Source organism: Marivivens donghaensis (genome assembly GCF_030410045.1).
Lineage (GTDB): Bacteria > Pseudomonadota > Alphaproteobacteria > Rhodobacterales > Rhodobacteraceae > Marivivens > Marivivens donghaensis.
The window spans coordinates 301,382-318,135 of the sequence record NZ_JAUFRA010000001.1 but is presented as its reverse complement, the minus strand read 5'-3'; the positions used below and the strand labels follow the sequence as shown (position 1 = coordinate 318,135).

Genomic DNA, 16,754 nt, shown 5'->3' with positions numbered 1-16,754 from the left:
CTCCTCCCTCTTATTCTGCTGCCATCGCACGAGCGACCGGCTGGACCTTAGCATCGCGCAAATCGAGCGTTGCCTTGATCTTGCCTTTGCGGCCGTCTTCGTAGGTGACTTCGGTTTCGGTATAGATGCTGTCTTTGTTGTCGTAGAGAGCCGTGATCAGGTCATCGAACTTCTCTTCGATGATCCGACGGCGCACCTTACGTGTGCGGGTCAGTTCACCATCATCTGCGTCCAGTTCTTTATGCAGAACAAGGAAGCGGTGGATCTGACAGCCACCCAGCATCGGGTCTTGCGCAACGCTCGCGTTCGCTTCTTCGACGTGCTCGCGGATCATCTCAAGCACTTTCGGGTGCTGCGACAATTCCTGATAGGACGAATAAGCGATGTTGTTGCGTTCAGCCCAGTTACCAACAGCCGTGAGGTCGATGTTGATAAAGGCAACGCAGCGATCACGGTTGTTACCAAAGACAACGGCCTCAAGGATGTTCGGGTAGAACTTCAGTTTGTTCTCAACAAACTTTGGCGCGAACATAGACCCGTCAGCCATCTTACCAACGTCTTTCGCGCGGTCGATGATACGCAAGTGACCAGAGCCATCTTCAAAGAAGCCTGCATCGCCAGTTGCGACCCAGCCTTCCGCATCCTTGGTGTCTGCGGTGCTGTCTGCGTTCTTATAGTATTCTACGAAGACACCCGGTGAACGGTAGAACACTTCACCATTGTCAGCGATTTTGATCTCAACACCTGGAGACGGAACACCAACAGTGTCGGAACGAACCTCGCCATCGGGCTGCTGCGTGATGAACACCGACGCTTCGGTCTGACCGTAGAGCTGTTTCAGGTTGATGCCGAGCGAGCGGTAGAAATCGAAAATCTCTGGACCGATCGCTTCACCTGCGGTGTAGCCAACACGAACGCGGCTAAAGCCGAGCGTGTTTTTCAGCGGGCCATAGACAAAGATATTGCCCAGCGCATAGGCCAAACGATCGCCAATGCTAACAGGCTTGCCATCCAAGATCGCAGGACCGACGCGACGCGCAACGTCCATGTAGCGCTTGAACATGTTACGCTTCAGGGCGCCCGCATCTTCCATGCGGATCATAACGTTCGTTAGCTGAGTTTCGAACACGCGCGGCGGAGCGAAGAAGTAGCTCGGCCCGATTTCACGCATGTCGGTCATCATGGTTTCAGCGCTCTCTGGGCAGTTCACGCAGAACCCTGTCCACATGGCCTGACCGATCGAGAAGATGAAGTCACCAACCCAAGCCATCGGCAGGTAAGCGAGCACTTCATCGTCTGCTTTTAGATGGTCGAAATCAGCGCTGTTTTTGGATGTTTCGATAATGTTGCGGTTCGACAGAACCACACCCTTCGGCTTACCCGTGGTGCCCGAAGTGTAAAGCATCACGCAGGTGCTGTCATAATCCAGCTCTGCTTCACGCTCTTTCAAAATGGCTTCGAAACGGTGGTGACCCGCGCGCCCTTCGGCGGCAACGTCATCCAACGCGTTCATGTGGGTATGGTCATACTTACGCATCCCACGTTTATCGAGGTAGATAACCTCATCGATCCCGTGGACGGTTTCTTGAACTTCAAGAACCTTGTCGACCTGTTCCTGATCGCCAACGATCACAAAACGTGCACCGCAGTGCTCGAGAACATAGGCCATCTCTTCGGCCACAGCATCCTGATAGAGCGGAACGGGAACCGCCCCACACTTCTGGATTGCGACCATAGACCAATAGAACGCGGGGCGATTTCGACCGATAAGAGCAACATAGTCGCCCTTGTTCAGGCCAAGAGCCAATAGGCCCATCGCAATTGCTTCAATTTCTTCGGCAGCTTGTGCCCAAGTCCAGCTTTGCCAGATCCCGAATTCTTTTTCACGGTAGGCGGCTTTGTTCGGGAACCGAGCCACGTTCCGTGCAAGTAGTTGCGGGACATTGATCGGCGCCCCGCTAGGCGCAGATGATTTCGTCACAGATTATCCTCCCTTCGCTGGTCTCCCTCCAGCGTGCCCGACACTTTGGCCGAGTCTTGTTAGGATACTGAAACGGAGAGGTCGGTTCCGTCAATTAGTTTTTTTGAACATGCGTTCATTTAATTTCCAATTCATCGTAATAGCCCTATTTTACATGGTTATTTGAATTATTTACGTTGCGGTAAATCGGTTTACCACATTCCACTGTTACCGAAGCTTTACTTGCCATTCGCAGGCCTGCCCCCTACCCCTCCGTTTCAGAGTACGGAGATTTTTATGGGCACGATCACCTTTATTCGCCACGGACAGGCCAATTCGCACGCGAAAACAGAAGAAGACTATGACCGACTATCGGAACTTGGCCATCAGCAAGCCGAATGGCTAGGTGATTGGTTCAGCGCTCAAGGTGAAGCCTTTGATCAGGTCATCGCGGGGAGCCTTCGCCGTCACAAAGAAACCGCTGCGGGTATGGGGTTTGCTGATCCGCTGATTGATCCCCGACTGAACGAGATGGATTATTTCAACCTCGGTCGTGCCATGGAAGACGTTCACGGCGTCCCGATGCCCGACGGTGATGGGTTCGCTGAACATGTCCCACAAGTGATGGAGGCGTGGCATCGCGCGGAAATCATGGGCAACGAAACCTTTAAATCGTTCGAAGATCGGGTCAGCGGCATTCTGGATGAAGCGCTCCAGCCAGGTCGTAACGTGCTCTGCGTCACATCGGGCGGAGTGATTGCGATGATCATGCGGCACCTTCTCGACCTCGATCCACGGCGAATGGCCTACATGACGCTTCCGATCTTCAATACGTCAATTCACCGCGTGCATGTCTCGCCGGTCGGGCCTATCCTAGCAGGGTTTAATTCTATTCCCCATTTGGAGGCCTCGTCTCGTGCCCACGCCCGAACTCATTTCTAACGTCCATCTTTGGGTCCGCGCCGAGCAGCGCCAGAACGAAGAACGAGTTGGCATTACCCCAAATGGGGTTGCTGAACTCTTGGCCAAAGGGTTCAAAGTCACGGTCGAGGAAAGCACTCAGCGGGTCATTCCAATTTCGGATTACCGCGACACTGGCTGCGACATCGCGCCCGAAGGGTCGTGGGAAACCGCCCCGAGCGATGCGATCATTTTTGGGCTAAAAGAGTTACCCGAAACGGGCACGCCGCTACGGCATCGCCACATCATGTTCGGACACGCCTACAAGGGTCAGCCTTCTGGGCGTGTTCTACTGGATCGTTTTAATGCAGGCGGCGGCACGCTCTATGACCTAGAATACCTCACTTTCGAGGATGGTCGTCGTGTGGCGGCATTTGGCTATTGGGCTGGCTACGCAGGGGCAGCTGTCACTGCTCTTGCCCTCGCTGCGCAACCTGCTGAGTGTGCGCCCGTCACCACATTTTCGAGTGCGACAAACATGGCGAATACGGTGCGCGATGCACTGAATGGACGCCCAACGACAGCGTTGATCATTGGCGCGTTGGGTCGCGTTGGGTCTGGTGCTGCAGCACTCTGCGAGGCTGCGGGCATTAGCGTCACAAAATGGGATATGGCTGAAACAGCAAGCGGCGGCCCGTTCCCCGAAATTCTCGACCACGATCTGTTCTTTAACTGCATTTTAGCACGACCGGGGACGCCCGTTTTTGTGCCCGCCAGCACACCGACCGATCCCCGCAAACTCCGCGCGATTGGCGATATTGCTTGTGATCCTGACAGTGATTTTTCACCGATCAAGGTCTACGATCGCACGACCACTTGGGACGCGCCAACCATCCGCGTGCATAACAATCCACCGCTAGACGTTATGGCTATCGACAACCTTCCGTCGTTGCTGCCTCGTGAAAGTTCAGAGGATTACGCGGGACAGCTGTTCGCTCACCTCGCGACCTTGGACCAGATCGACCACGATGTATGGGGCCGCGCAAAAGCGACCTTCGACGAACATCTCTAAAAGGAGGCTGGCGTTGCCCTATTCGGGGCAGCGCTCGTATTTAAACGCGTAACCGTTCCAGACCATGATGATACCATTGGTGTCCTTGGCATCCATGATCATGGCGCGTTCGGTCCAAATGTCTGCTTCGCCCGAACATTGCATGGTGAACAACGTCGCATCCATGTCAACCACATTAACCGGATGGGTCATGCGGCACTCCATATCGACGCCGTAAAAGATGTTGTCCGCGATCCTAAGCGCACCACCGTCGACGCCGACCAATCCACAGTCTGCATTCGCAAATTGACGGTAAACGCCATCGAAAGGATTAGCCGCAGCTACCATCGGCAACATGATCAGTGCGGCGATGAGGCCGCACCGCATCAGAGTGCCTCCAGATCCGAAATCAGACCATCAATGTCACCGCGACGGCGGTCGAGCATCGAACCGATCTCGGTGCGCTCTGAGGTGATCATGTTGATCCCCTCGATAAAGAGGTTGATGAATTTCGGACGGCCAGAACCGTCAGAAATCACAAAGCTCACTTCGAACGGCGATTGCCCTTGCAGGATTGCCATTGCGCGTACTTCAACGCCGTTCGGAACGGTGGCAGCTTCACGCACTTCGATACGCCCACCGATAAACTCACGGAACCTGCGACCATATTTCGATGCGACGTAGCTGCGGAATGCAGTGACAAACCGCGTGCGCTGGCTATCGGTAGCGCGACGCCAATCCGCACCCAATGCTGTCCGCGCGATGATCGGCACATCTGCATAGGTGTCAAAAATCGTCTCAAAATCCGAGATCATCGCTGCCTCGGATTTACCAGAGCCGATGACCTTATTGATATCGCCAACCAGTGCATCGACCAATGTGGTCGCCTGCGCTGTGCTTAACGCGAATGCGGCATGAGGGAAAACAGCTGCGGCGGCTGCAACGGCAAACAGGGAACGACGGGTAACAAGCGTGGCCATTACTGGTCCTCATATGGATCGAAATAGGGGTCGGCGTATGGGTCGATATAAGCGTCTTGTACCACAGTTCCGAGCTCATACCGACGGTTGTCGAGGTAAATAATCCGTGTCTGAGCGTAACTATCCGCGCTTTCATACAACACGGAATCGATCGTAGACCCTAACTGCCCCCGCGCGATCACAACATCCGCAGCACGCGCAGCAGGGAGATAAGGTTTCACATCGTCGTGGACCCAATTGCCCAGTGGGTTAATGAAGAAATCTACCAACTCACCGACAGCATCACGTTCAGTCGATGGGCCGAGCGCGGGCAGTTCAACATAAGCGCCTTCAGGCACACCCCAGACCGACAGCGTTTCGCCAAAGTCCGTCTTTTCTTCGTAAAGGCCAATCGCATCCGCAGGATCAAACAAACCACCGATGCCAAAGATCGTGTTCACGACAAACCGCATCGAGTTCGTACCGAACCCTTTGATATCGCCTTGCAAAACGCCGTTTACCATCATCCCAGGCAAAGCGACATTTTCGGCAAAGTTCGTAACGGGACCAGTGATCTCCATCGGCATCGCAGCGGTCACACGGGACGCGGGTCGCAAAATGGCACGGTCCAGTCCAACGTTGAATTCATGCACCTTACGGTTCGTTGCTTCGTAGGGGTCATGGATCGCAACACCTTCGGGTGCTTGCGAACAAGCAACAAGGAAAAGCGAGGCCGAAACGGCAGTGATCGTCAATAACTTGGTCAATGGCTTATCGATTCTGATTTCACGTCTTTACGGCACCAAATAGCGCCAATCTAAACAATCCAACAGCCCACTAGAAACTACGCTCTAACCGTGACCCAAAGGAGACAATAACCCTTACTATCATACCAATCCTGTAACGTGAACATGTCAGCCAAAGAATGGCAGTTTTACGCGCCTTATCGCATCGGAGCGATTGCACCCCGCCCCGACCAAAGCTAGCGTCACGCCAAATCAGATGACCGGAGTGAACCATGAGCACCATCGAAACCAAACTCGCTGAACTGGGTGTGACCCTACCCGACGCACCAGCTCCTGCTGCGAACTATGTCCCGTTTGTTCAGTCGGGCAATCTCGTCCATGTGTCTGGCCAAATCTCGAACGGCCCTGATGGGCTGATCAAAGGTCGTCTGGGTGACACCATGTCGGTCGAGGATGGCGCGAAGGCTGCGAAGACCTGCGCGATTGCGCTCCTCGCTCAGCTAAAAGCAGCTTGCGGTGGTGACATTGATCGTCTGGTGCGCGTTGTAAAACTGAACGCCTTCGTCGCATCGGCCCCCGATTTCCATGACCAGCCCAAGGTCGTGAACGGCGCCTCTGACTTCCTCGTTGAAGCTCTGGGTGACATTGGCCGCCACGCACGTTCGGCCGTGGGCGTTGCTGCGCTGCCCTTGGGCGTCGCCGTCGAAATCGACGCTGTATTCGAGATCGCATAATGCTGCCTGCTGATTTTCTGACCCGCCCAATTGCTCATCGCGCCTTGCACGACAAAGCCGCCGGTCGGGTAGAAAACAGCCCCAGCGCCATTCAGGCCGCCATCGACAAGGGCTACGGGATCGAGATCGACCTCCAACTGTCCAAAGATGGCGTGCCGATGGTTTTTCACGACTACGCGCTGAACCGCCTGACAAATGAAACGGGTGCAGTCGCCCAACGAACCTCAGCCGAGCTATCACAGATCACCCTGGCAGGTGGCACCGACACTATTCCGACCCTTGAAGAGGTTCTTGAGCAGGTGTCTGGCCGTGTGCCCCTGTTGATCGAGATTAAGGATCAGGATGGCGCGCTTGGCCCCAAAGTCGGCCCGTTGGAAGACGCCACTGCGGCGTTGTTGAAGGACTACAAAGGCCCCGTGGCGGTCATGTCGTTCAACCCACATTCCGTGGCCCATATGGCGACTGTCTTGCCCGATATTCCTCGCGGCCTAACCACTTGCAATTATGTTTCCGAAGATTGGCCAACGATCCCCAAGGTCACACGAGAGCGGCTTGCGTTGATCCCCGATTATGAAACGGCAGGCGCTTGTTTCATTAGTCATCAGCACGACGAATTGGACGCCAAGCGCGTAGCGGAGTTGGCCGAAATGGGGGCAAAAATCGTGTGCTGGACGATCCGTTCCACCGAAGAGGAAAAAAACGCTCGCCAAATCGCGGATAACATCACTTTCGAAGGGTATCTCGCTTGACCACGCGAACAGGCCGCACAGTTTTGTAGCCATGACCGACGTGATTGAAATATCAATGAGAAGCGCCATCGCCGACATCCCAGCAGAGGACTGGGATGCCTGCGCAAATCCGTCTGGTGGCCGCCCTATTGATCCATTCACAACGCATCGGTTTCTGTCAGCCTTAGAACTGAGCGGTTCGGTTGGGCGCGGGACAGGATGGGACCCACGATACCTTGTCGCGACCAAAGCAGACCAGATCATCGGCGTCGCACCGCTCTACGTCAAAAGTCACTCTCAAGGGGAATATGTCTTTGACCACAGCTGGGCCGATGCGCTGCAACGGGCGGGCGGTCAGTATTATCCAAAGCTCCAAATCGCGGTGCCGTTTACCCCCGCCACAGGTCGGCGGTTCCTAACAAGAGCGGGCTATGAGGCAGAGGCACTCTCGGCTTTGATACAAGGCACGGTTCAATTGGCTTCCGACAATGGTCTGTCATCCATGCACGTCACGTTTTGCACTGAGGACGAGGCCATCGCGGGTCAATCAATGGGATTGCTCCACCGTGTTGGACAGCAGTTCCATTGGGAAAATCGCGGGTATGACAGCTTTGACGATTTTCTGAACGACCTCTCCAGCCGCAAACGCAAAGCGATCCGCAAAGAACGCGAACAGGCGCAAAGGTTCGGTGGTGAGATCAAAAGCTTCACGGGCGATGAGATACAGGCCGAACACTGGGACTATTTCTGGCGGTTTTACCAAGACACAGGCAGTCGCAAATGGGGATCGCCCTATCTGACTCGCGCGTTTTTCGACATCGCCCATAATACACTCAGGGACGAAATACTGCTGGTACTTGCTCTATCCGATGACCGCCCTGTCGCTGGTGCACTGAACTTCATCGGTCGCGACACCCTCTTTGGCCGCTACTGGGGTTGCACCGAACATCACCTCTGCCTTCATTTCGAACTCTGCTACTATCAAGCCATCGACTACGCGATCGCCCACGGTCTGAGAGTCGAAGCAGGGGCGCAGGGTGAACACAAACTGGCGCGCGGGTATTTACCGAACCCGACACATTCCCTTCACTGGATCGCAAATCCATCGTTTCGCGCCGCCGTGTCAGATTTTCTAGATCATGAACGTCAGCTTATCGACGAAGAAATAGAGATCCTGACGGATTACGGACCATTCAAATCCACGACAATCGAGGAGCAAGATTAATGGACATCACCACCCTTGCCGCCAAAGGCTGGACGAAGACCGATGATGGCACTGCGATCCAAAAAACATTCGTGTTTCGCAACTTTGTCGACGCCTTTGGTTTCATGACCCGCGCCGCTTTTTGGGCGGAAAAGTGGAATCATCACCCCGAATGGTCTAACTCTTACAAAACGGTGGTTGTGAAACTCACCACACACGATGCTGGCGGTCTGACGGAGAAGGACATCAAGCTGGCCGAAAAAATGGAAGAACTTGAAGGACGATGATGCAAGACCTGCTGCAAACCGAAATCTACAACGGCAAAACCATTGCTGACTACCTAACACTCGAATTCGTCGCGGGCCTCGCTGGGGATATCCTCTCAGTCGTACTGATCATCGTGTTGGGGTTTGTGCTGTCGGGCTGGGTACGGCGGCGTATCGTTGCGATCGGTGGCCGAAACAAACATCTTGATGTCACGTTGTTCAACTTCTTGGGCAACATCGTGCGTTACTTGATCCTCGCATTTGCGTCCCTCTTTGTCCTGAACACATTCGGCATCCAGACAACATCGCTCGTTGCTCTAATCGGTGCGGCAGGTTTGGCAATTGGCTTGGCCCTTCAGGGAACGCTATCGAACGTAGCCGCGGGCGTAATGATCATCCTATTCCGCCCGATTAAGATCGGCGATTTTGTCCAAGTGAGCGGCGTGTCTGGCACCGTCAAAGACATTTCCTTGAACTACACAGAGCTTGCCGACGCTGGAAACGTTCAGGTCATCGTGCCCAACGCGCAAGTTTGGGGAAACACGATCACCAACTTCTCGGTTAACCAAACACGTCGCGCAGAGTGGATTTTCGGTGTCGGCTATGGGGCTGATCTGAAACTGGCTGAACAGGTGATCCGCGATACCATTCTAGCCGACCCACGATCACTGGCTGACCCTGTACCGTTCCTTCAGGTCAATAATTTGGGCGATTTTTCAGTCGATTTCCTCTGCCGAGTTTGGGTGAAATCGAGCGACTACTTCCAATATCAGGCCGACATGAAGCGTCAGGTGAAGGAAGCGCTGGACAAAGCTGGCATCGACATTCCATTCCCGACACGAACAGTTCTGAACAATCAGGCTTAAATGAAAACGGCGGGGAAATCCCCGCCGTTTTGTCATTTCACAGCTGGTCGAGAAGCGTTTCAGCCGCCGACAACTCGCAAACCCCCGGGCTTTCTTCGAGGTTGAGGATTTTCACAACACCATCTTCAGCCAATAGCGTGTACCGTTTGGAGCGATCGTAGAAACCTGCCGGTGGGGCCGTGAAGTCAAGCCCGATCGCTTTGGTAAACTCAGCCGACGCGTCACCCAAGAAATGCAAACCTGCTGCCGTCGCACCCGTCGCTTCGCCCCATGCTTTCATCACGAATGGATCGTTCACGGACACACAAATCACGGCATCGACGCCCTTTTCGTCCAGCGCCGCCTTGTTGCGAACAAAGCTCGGCACGTGGGCGGTCGAACATGTGCCTGTGTAGGCACCCGGCAAACCGAAAATTACAACTTTTTTGCCAGCAGTAAGCCCCGACAGAGCAACCTGCTCTGGCCCGTTTTCGCCCATACGCAACAAAGTTGCCTCAGGAAGCTTATCCCCTACCGAAATCGACATGTTATTTCCCCTGTTCTGAATTGCATGCAGCACGCGCTAAGATATAGGCTCCGCTTAAAAAGAGACCATAGAAATCGGAGGCAGCGATGCAACATTTTGTCGTGATTGGCGCAGGCCAAGCGGGTGCAACGCTTGTTGCGCGTTTGCGGGCCGATGGGTTTGAGGGAAAGATCACCTTGATCGGGGCAGAGCCTGTCCATCCCTATCAGCGTCCGCCTCTGTCCAAGGCTTATATGCTTGGTGAAATGGAGCTCTCCCGCCTCTTGCTTCGTGCGCCTGAGTGGTATGCGGAGAACAACATCGACCTGATGCTCGACACCCGCGTTGTGGGTGTGAACGCTGAGGCTAAGACCATCACCCTGCAGGGTGAGGTCGAGATGGCATATGACGAATTGGCGATCTGCACGGGGTCACACCCGCGCACGCTGCCTTCGGCGATTGGTGGAAATTTGGACGGTGTTTACACGGTTCGTGACCTCAAGGACGCGGACACCATGGCGCCAGAGTTCACGGCGGGCCGCAAGCTCTTGGTCATTGGGGGCGGGTATATCGGCCTCGAAGCCGCCGCCGTTGCCGCAAAAAAGGGCTGCGAGGTCACCCTCGTTGAAATGGCGCCGCGCATTTTGCAGCGCGTGGCCTGTCCTGAGACCTCTGATTACTTCCGCGATCTCCACACCCAACGTGGCGTGAACATCGTCGAAAGCGTCGGCCTCGATCATCTGGTGGGCACCGACCGCGTGACGGGTGCGGTTCTCTCGGATGGCACCAAACTCGACGTTGATTTTGCGATTGTTGGCGTCGGGATTATGCCCGCAACCATCCTCGCCGAGGCCGCGGGCGCTGCCTGTTCGAACGGCATCGACACCGACGCCCATGGCCGCACGACCGTTCCGCATATCTGGGCCGCAGGCGACTGCGCGAACCTGACCTTCAAAGGCCAGCGCCTGCGCATCGAAAGCGTCGGCAACGCCATCGATCAAGCCGAGGTCGTCGCCAAAAACATGATGGGCGGATCGGTCGACTACATTCCTAAACCGTGGTTCTGGTCGGACCAATACGACGTGAAACTGCAGATCGCGGGCCTCAACATCGGCTACGATGCCGTCCACGTCAAAACCTACGCCGACACCCCCGACGCCCGCGTCCACTGGTACTACCAAGGCGACACCCTCATCGCCGTCGACGCCATCAACGCAGGCCGAGACTACATGGTCGGCAAACGCCTCATCGAAGCCGGAAAATCACCCGCGCCCGAGGTCATGGTCGATGAAACGACCGACCTGAAGGCACTGTTGAAGTGAGGATCATTGGCGGAGCGCATAGAGGTCACGCCCTCGCCGCTGTCGGCAAAGGGGACGCAGGCGCGCACCTTAGGCCGACGACGGATCGCGTTCGCGAAAGCTTGTTCAACGTCCTACTTGGCGGAAAATTTGGAGATCCAATTGAGGACGCACGTGTCCTAGATCTGTTTGCGGGCACCGGCGCATTGGGGCTTGAGGCCCTGTCACGCGGCGCAGCCCATGTTACCTTTGTCGATGATGGCCGCGTCGCACAAAAGCTCATCCGCGAGAATATCGCCAAGCTAAAACGTTCGTCTGATTGCACGCTCATCGGACGCGATGCGACAAAGCTGGGCCCCAATGTTGGCGAGCCCGCTCAACTTGTTTTTCTCGACCCGCCCTATGGAAAGGCGATGGGCCAGAAAGCCCTCGACGCGGCCTTGAACGGCGGTTGGATCGCCGATGATGCCATCATCGTTTGGGAAGAAAACGCACCGCAGGTCACACCTGCTGACTTTGCGCTTTTAGATCAAAGACGGTATGGCGACACGTATATTTCTATTCTCGAAAGACAGTTATGATACCTGATTTGGTTATTTTCGATTGCGACGGTGTGATCGTCGACAGTGAAGGTCCGACCTGTGACGCAATCGCGAAGAACCTCACTGGCTTTGGGTTTCCATTGGACAAAGCTGGAGTTCATGAACTGTTTGTGGGGCAGACGCTGCATGACATTCATCGGGCAGGACGTGAACGTGGGCTGACACTGCCTGACAATTGGGTCAGCGATCTCTATGCCGAAATGTTCGAAGTCTTGGGCCAAGGTGTTCCGCTTTCGGACGGTGTGATTGATCTCTTTGACGCGCTCGAAGCACAAGGCACCCGCATCGCCATCGCGTCTAACGGAGCCATCGACAAAATGCGCGTGACCCTCTCGCCATACGGGCTTTTCGATCGCCTCAAAGACCGTATGTATTCAGGCCACGTTCAAGAACCGAAGCCCAAAGCGGGTATGTTGGTCGCAGCGATGAAGCAAGCGAACGCATCGCCAGTGCGTACCTTCATGATCGACGACAGCACCGCTGGGGCAGGCGCAGCCGTCGCGGCAGGAACCCAGTTTATCGGCTATTCTGAACATGGGGGAGCAGATAAGCTCGAACCTCTTGGGGTCGATATCGCCTATTCGATGGCAGACCTTCACGCACGGCTGGTCAAATAAAAAGGGCCGCAAGCGCGGCCCCTTTCGTCAATTACAGACGCAGTCAGTTCTGAACAAAAGCGCCTTTGGTTCCTGCCGCTGCAGCAACATCGGACCGTGCTGCCTCGACCAATGCCGCGCCATCAAAGCCCTTGGCATCCATTTCTGCGATCCATTCCACAACGACCTCGTCACCCAGTGAAATCATACGTGCGGTTTCCGTCTCGCTGATTTCGCCAATGTCGTTTGCGGCAGCCATAATCTCGCGGCCCAGCGCATCACCTGTGTCGTGCGCGTAACCCGCCCAACGGCTCGCATAGAGACCAGAGTTGGCGTCGATGATCGCCTGAAGGTCAGCAGGCAGGCTATCGTAGACGTCCTGGTTCATCGCCCACAAGAAGTAGAGGTTGTAGAGCGCGTGATCGCCAGCGACATCCGAATGACTGTCCGTCAATTCATCAAGCTTTAGCGACGGGGATTGCTCCCACGTGATCGCACCGCCATCAACGACGCCCTTCGCAAGCGCCTCAGGGAACGCAGGCACGGGCATACCAACCGCTGTTGCACCCAATTTTTCCAACAGCATCGTCGCCGTGCGGGTCGGCCCGCGGAGCGTCAGGCCGTTGAAGTCTTCAACCGTTTCAATCAGCGGGCCACGTTTGTGCACCAGCCCTGGCCCATGCATGTGCGCGGCGATCAGATGAACATCTGCAAAGTCGTCCAACAGGAACTCTTGCGTATACTCCCACGCAGCGGCAGAGGCTTCTTCCGCCGATTTGGTCGTCATGAAAGGTAATTCGAGCGCCTCAGCTTCGGGGAAACGGCCAGCCTCATATCCGGGGATCACCCAGCCGCCATCCACGATGCCATCAGCAATCATGTCGTACATTTCTGGCGCGGCACCACCCAATTCCATGAACGGGTGCAAGACGATCTTGAGGCGACCGCCCGATTGTTCTTCGATCGCTTTTGCCCACGGCTCCATGAAATAGGTCGGGTTCGCCGAAAGCGGCGACACGAAGTGTTGAAAATGTAGGGTGTATTCTTGGGCTACAGCAGGCGTCACCGCACAGCCCATCACAGCTGCAAACGCAGCACTCTTTAGGGTCATTTCAGACCTCCTAAGATGATGAATGTCAGGGGGATGCCGCCGCTAGCGACACCCTTCACCTATGCCTTGCACCTTAAAATTGCAAGGTGATGCAAATGGTTTAGCGCAACCGTCCGCAAGTTTTATTTTACCAAACGATTGAAAAGCAGAGGCACCCCCCCTACCGATCAGAGGTAAGTTGGGTGGAATTTCCCCGAGGGTGAGAGCGTGAAAATTTCTGCACCATCTGCGCGGATACCGACCGAATGTTCGAACTGCGCAGACAGCGATTTATCACGGGTCACAGCAGTCCAATCATCAGCGAGCACTTTGGTCTCAGGACGACCAAGGTTCACCATCGGCTCGATGGTAAAGAACATGCCTTCCTCGAGAAGCGGCCCAGTTCCCGGACGACCGTAGTGCAGCACGTTCGGCGCAGCATGGAAAACACGTCCCAAGCCATGACCACAGAAGTCGCGCACAACGGACATACGGTGGCTCTCAACATAGCTCTGGATCGCGTGACCGATGTCGCCAAAGCGATTACCCGGTTTCGCTGCCTCAATGCCTAACATCAGCGCGTCGTGAGTGACTTGGATCAGACGCTCTGCCTTACGCGACATCGAACCCGCAACATACATGCGGCTCGTATCGCCAAACCAACCATCAACGATCACGGTCACGTCGATGTTCAGGATATCACCGTCTTTGAGTTTCTTCTCGCTCGGGATACCGTGGCAAACAACGTGGTTCATGCTGATACAGCTGGCGTGCTGGTAGCCTTTGTAACCAATCGTAGCCGAGGTCGAGCCGCTGTCGTTCACCATTTCGGTAATCTTTGCGTCGAGCTCGGCGGTCGTCACACCCGGCTGGATGAAAGGAATGATGTCATCAAGGATCTGTGCTGCAACCTTGCCCGCCGCATGCATACCAGCAAAATCGGCATCTTCATAAATGCGAATTCCGTCTTTGGTCAGTCGTCCACGCAGATCTTCGGTCACAGTCAGTCTCCTTGTTTCTGCTGACCTCTTTATTAGCCTTCCCCGAAAAGGGCCAGACCTCAGACTGACAGCGAAAACGGGATCTCGCCCGCGATCTCGACACCTTTTGGTGAAATGCGGGTCGAAAGCGCGATGACCTCGACGCCAGCTGCTACCGCATCGCTCAGCGCGTTTGTGTATTTGGGGTCGATATCGGCAGCTGGCACCATGCGGTCGCAATCTGTTCTCTGAACGAGAAACAAAACAATGGCGCGGTCTCCTGCCTCTGCCATTTTAGCCAGCTCCCCCATATGCTTTGCCCCGCGCGCAGTCACGCTATCGGGAAACTCGGCTAGTCCCGTCTGTCGGGACAGCGTAACCGATTTGACCTCAACCCAAGCGTCTCTCACGCCATCGCCAGACAATAGAAAATCGATCCGGCTATTTTCGTCGTATTTCACTTCAGGCCTGACCACCGTGTAACCCGAAAGCGCCGCAATCTCGCGCTTTTCGAGCGCCTCTTTCAACGCACGGTTCGGAACCGAAGTATCAACGCCCGCGAAATGTCCGTTCTCGTGGTCCACGAGACGCCAACCATATTTCAGCTTCTTTTTGGGGTCGTCATTGGGTTCGAGCCATATCTTGCTCCCCTCATTCGCAAGGCCCATCATGCTACCGGGGTTGGCGCAATGTGCCACGACCTCACGCCCATCCTCCAAACGACAGTCCGCGAGGAACCGTTTATAGCGGCGGATGAGGCGAGCGGGGATCAATGGTGTGGAAAACTGCATAGTCCAGTTCTATACCCATTCTGAAGGATATGGAGAAGCCGATGCCAAACCCAACTGCCGCCATTCTTATCATTGGAGATGAAATCCTGTCAGGGCGCACCCGCGACAGCAATATGCACTATCTGGCTGGGCGGCTGACCGAAGTCGGCATCGACCTAAAAGAAGTCCGCGTTGTCTCTGACGACCGCGAGGCGATCATCTCTGCGGTCAATGCATTGCGTGAAACATATGGATCCGTCTTTACCTCTGGCGGCATCGGGCCAACGCATGATGACATCACGGCCGACTGTATTGCAGCAGCGTTTGGCGTCGGGATCGACATTCGTCAGGATGCCTATGACCTGCTCAAAGCGCACTACGATGCGCGCGGGCAAGAATTTAACGCAGCCCGCCAACGCATGGCTCGCATTCCTGACACGGCCTGCCTTATCGAAAACCCTGTCTCAACGGCGCCTGGGTTCAGCCTCGGGAACGTGCACGTCATGGCAGGGGTTCCCTCAGTCTTTCAAGCCATGGTGGCCTCCGTCCTGCCATCACTGACTGGCGGTGCGCCATTGCTATCCCAAACCTACCGGATCAATCAGGGTGAAGGGACCATTGCGGGGCCGCTCTCGGAATTGGCCGCCGAATTCTCTGACCTTTCCATCGGCTCTTATCCGTTCATCATCGATGGCGTTCACGGGTCAAATATCGTGATACGTGGCTCGGACGGTGCACGCGTCGATCAGGCAATCGTCAAACTCGCAGGACTGTTTCAAGCATGAGCAACCCTACAGCCGCCGAACTCTATGACGTCATTGAAAATACGTGGCCCTCTGCCAATCGCACCACCGTCGGCCCTTTTATAATTCGCGAAGGCCAAGGTGGCGGGAGCCGTGTTTCTGCCGCAACGGGGCCTGCTGGCGAAGCAGACCTACCCCTTGCTGAAGATGCGATGCGCGCACTGGGGCAACCATGCCAGTTCATGATACGCGACGGGGAGGCTGATTTTGACACGATTCTGGCGGGCAAAGGGTATCGGATCAAGGATCCAGTGACGCTCTACGCCGCGCCGATTGATCGGATCGCCACGCATCGTCCGCCCCCTGTCACAACCTTTGAAGTTTGGCCTGCCTTAGCGATCCAAGCTGACATCTGGGCAGAGGGTGGAATTGGGCCGGCCCGCCTTGCCGTGATGGAACGAGCCGATTGCCAGAAGACTACTATCCTCGGGCGTCTAGACGATACTCCGGCAGGCACGGCCTATGTCGGGATCTGCAACGGCATCGCAATGTTCCATGCGCTCGAAGTTGCGCAGCGGTTCCGCCGTCAGGGATTAGCCGCCCACATGATCCGCGCGATGGCGTTCTGGGCTCGCGAAAACGGTGCGACCCATTTTGCCTTGGTCGTGACCGAGGCAAATGTGGGGGCAAACGCGCTCTATGCTTCCCTCGGGTTCGACGTTGTGGGACACTACCACTACAGAATTCTGCCGG

Annotated in this window: 19 protein-coding genes and 1 pseudogene; 12 read left to right on the top strand and 8 right to left on the bottom strand. The window is 55.5% G+C overall.

Features of this window, described 5'->3' with window-relative positions; translation table 11 throughout:
- Window positions 1–10: 10 nt before the first annotated feature.
- On the bottom strand, window positions 11–1,981 hold the full coding sequence (locus QWY83_RS01615; RefSeq protein ID WP_249946810.1) for an AMP-binding protein: 1,971 nt from the start codon (window positions 1,979–1,981) through the stop codon (window positions 11–13).
- A gap of 276 nt (window positions 1,982–2,257) precedes the next feature.
- On the opposite strand from QWY83_RS01615, the gene QWY83_RS01610 reads away from it, so the two are divergent.
- Window positions 2,258–2,902: a histidine phosphatase family protein gene (locus QWY83_RS01610; RefSeq protein ID WP_249946809.1), complete on the top strand. Its 645-nt coding sequence runs from the start codon at window positions 2,258–2,260 to the stop codon at window positions 2,900–2,902.
- Entirely contained in the window at window positions 2,877–3,932 is a 1,056-nt protein-coding gene (locus QWY83_RS01605; RefSeq protein ID WP_249946808.1) for a saccharopine dehydrogenase, read from the top strand. Before QWY83_RS01610 ends, QWY83_RS01605 begins: the two co-directional genes overlap by 26 nt.
- A gap of 18 nt (window positions 3,933–3,950) precedes the next feature.
- Here QWY83_RS01605 and QWY83_RS01600 read toward each other — a convergent pair whose 3' ends face one another.
- From QWY83_RS01600 to QWY83_RS01590, 3 genes are read right to left on the bottom strand one after another with little or no spacing between them, the layout of a single operon-like run.
- A complete protein-coding gene (locus tag QWY83_RS01600) occupies window positions 3,951–4,298 on the bottom strand; it encodes a hypothetical protein (protein WP_105235965.1) in 348 nt (115 codons plus the stop codon).
- Complete coding sequence (locus tag QWY83_RS01595; RefSeq protein WP_249946807.1) at window positions 4,298–4,891, bottom strand: MlaC/ttg2D family ABC transporter substrate-binding protein; 594 nt, start codon at window positions 4,889–4,891, stop codon at window positions 4,298–4,300. Before QWY83_RS01595 ends, QWY83_RS01600 begins: the two co-directional genes overlap by 1 nt.
- Window positions 4,891–5,625 (bottom strand): MlaA family lipoprotein, encoded by a 735-nt coding sequence (locus QWY83_RS01590; protein ID WP_249946806.1) that lies wholly within the window; start codon window positions 5,623–5,625, stop codon window positions 4,891–4,893. Before QWY83_RS01590 ends, QWY83_RS01595 begins: the two co-directional genes overlap by 1 nt.
- Before the next feature lie 263 nt (window positions 5,626–5,888).
- Here QWY83_RS01590 and QWY83_RS01585 point away from each other — a divergent pair, with 263 nt between their 5' ends.
- The 5 genes from QWY83_RS01585 to QWY83_RS01565 are packed head-to-tail and all read left to right on the top strand — an operon-like array spanning window position 5,889 to window position 9,414.
- Entirely contained in the window at window positions 5,889–6,350 is a 462-nt protein-coding gene (locus QWY83_RS01585) for a RidA family protein (protein WP_105235967.1), read from the top strand.
- The gene (locus tag QWY83_RS01580; protein WP_249946805.1) at window positions 6,350–7,099 is read left to right on the top strand and encodes a glycerophosphodiester phosphodiesterase family protein; all 750 of its coding nucleotides are present in this window, start codon (window positions 6,350–6,352) and stop codon (window positions 7,097–7,099) included. The genes QWY83_RS01585 and QWY83_RS01580 overlap by 1 nt, the downstream gene beginning before the upstream one ends.
- Window positions 7,100–7,130: 31 nt before the next feature.
- Window positions 7,131–8,303, top strand: a complete 1,173-nt coding sequence (locus QWY83_RS01575) for a GNAT family N-acetyltransferase (protein WP_249946804.1) — start codon at window positions 7,131–7,133, stop codon at window positions 8,301–8,303.
- Window positions 8,303–8,569, top strand: a complete 267-nt coding sequence (locus tag QWY83_RS01570) for a 4a-hydroxytetrahydrobiopterin dehydratase (protein ID WP_249946803.1) — start codon at window positions 8,303–8,305, stop codon at window positions 8,567–8,569. Before QWY83_RS01575 ends, QWY83_RS01570 begins: the two co-directional genes overlap by 1 nt.
- The gene (locus QWY83_RS01565) at window positions 8,569–9,414 is read left to right on the top strand and encodes a mechanosensitive ion channel family protein (RefSeq protein WP_249946838.1); all 846 of its coding nucleotides are present in this window, start codon (window positions 8,569–8,571) and stop codon (window positions 9,412–9,414) included. Before QWY83_RS01570 ends, QWY83_RS01565 begins: the two co-directional genes overlap by 1 nt.
- 37 nt (window positions 9,415–9,451) lie before the next feature.
- On the opposite strand, the gene QWY83_RS01560 is transcribed toward QWY83_RS01565, so the two are convergent.
- Window positions 9,452–9,940 (bottom strand): peroxiredoxin, encoded by a 489-nt coding sequence (locus QWY83_RS01560; RefSeq protein WP_249946802.1) that lies wholly within the window; start codon window positions 9,938–9,940, stop codon window positions 9,452–9,454.
- 86 nt (window positions 9,941–10,026) lie between these two features.
- Between QWY83_RS01560 and QWY83_RS01555 the strand changes: the two genes are divergently transcribed.
- From QWY83_RS01555 to QWY83_RS01545, 3 genes are read left to right on the top strand one after another with little or no spacing between them, the layout of a single operon-like run.
- Window positions 10,027–11,241 carry an NAD(P)/FAD-dependent oxidoreductase gene (locus QWY83_RS01555; protein ID WP_249946801.1) on the top strand — a complete coding sequence of 405 codons (1,215 nt, stop codon included), beginning with the start codon at window positions 10,027–10,029 and terminating at the stop codon, window positions 11,239–11,241.
- The gene (rsmD, locus tag QWY83_RS01550) at window positions 11,238–11,801 is read left to right on the top strand and encodes a 16S rRNA (guanine(966)-N(2))-methyltransferase RsmD (RefSeq protein WP_249946800.1); all 564 of its coding nucleotides are present in this window, start codon (window positions 11,238–11,240) and stop codon (window positions 11,799–11,801) included. Before QWY83_RS01555 ends, rsmD begins: the two co-directional genes overlap by 4 nt.
- Window positions 11,798–12,439 carry an HAD family hydrolase gene (locus QWY83_RS01545; protein ID WP_249946799.1) on the top strand — a complete coding sequence of 214 codons (642 nt, stop codon included), beginning with the start codon at window positions 11,798–11,800 and terminating at the stop codon, window positions 12,437–12,439. Before rsmD ends, QWY83_RS01545 begins: the two co-directional genes overlap by 4 nt.
- 43 nt (window positions 12,440–12,482) lie before the next feature.
- On the opposite strand, the gene QWY83_RS01540 is transcribed toward QWY83_RS01545, so the two are convergent.
- The 3 genes from QWY83_RS01540 to sfsA all read right to left on the bottom strand — a co-directional run bounded on the left by QWY83_RS01540 (window position 12,483) and on the right by sfsA (window position 15,279).
- A complete protein-coding gene (locus tag QWY83_RS01540; RefSeq protein ID WP_249946798.1) occupies window positions 12,483–13,529 on the bottom strand; it encodes a TRAP transporter substrate-binding protein in 1,047 nt (348 codons plus the stop codon).
- Window positions 13,530–13,696: 167 nt separating this feature from the next.
- The gene (gene map, locus QWY83_RS01535) at window positions 13,697–14,509 is read right to left on the bottom strand and encodes a type I methionyl aminopeptidase (protein ID WP_082959376.1); all 813 of its coding nucleotides are present in this window, start codon (window positions 14,507–14,509) and stop codon (window positions 13,697–13,699) included.
- Window positions 14,510–14,568: 59 nt separating this feature from the next.
- On the bottom strand, window positions 14,569–15,279 hold the full coding sequence (gene sfsA / locus QWY83_RS01530; RefSeq protein WP_249946797.1) for a DNA/RNA nuclease SfsA: 711 nt from the start codon (window positions 15,277–15,279) through the stop codon (window positions 14,569–14,571).
- Between the two features lie 41 nt (window positions 15,280–15,320).
- Between sfsA and QWY83_RS01525 the strand changes: the two genes are divergently transcribed.
- Together QWY83_RS01525 and QWY83_RS01520 are read left to right on the top strand one after the other, a co-directional pair.
- On the top strand, window positions 15,321–16,043 hold the full coding sequence (locus QWY83_RS01525; protein WP_249946796.1) for a competence/damage-inducible protein A: 723 nt from the start codon (window positions 15,321–15,323) through the stop codon (window positions 16,041–16,043).
- Window positions 16,040–16,732, top strand: a pseudogene (locus QWY83_RS01520) (GNAT family N-acetyltransferase); the annotation flags it as partial. The gene QWY83_RS01525 and the pseudogene QWY83_RS01520, both read left to right, overlap by 4 nt.
- Window positions 16,733–16,754: the final 22 nt, after the last annotated feature.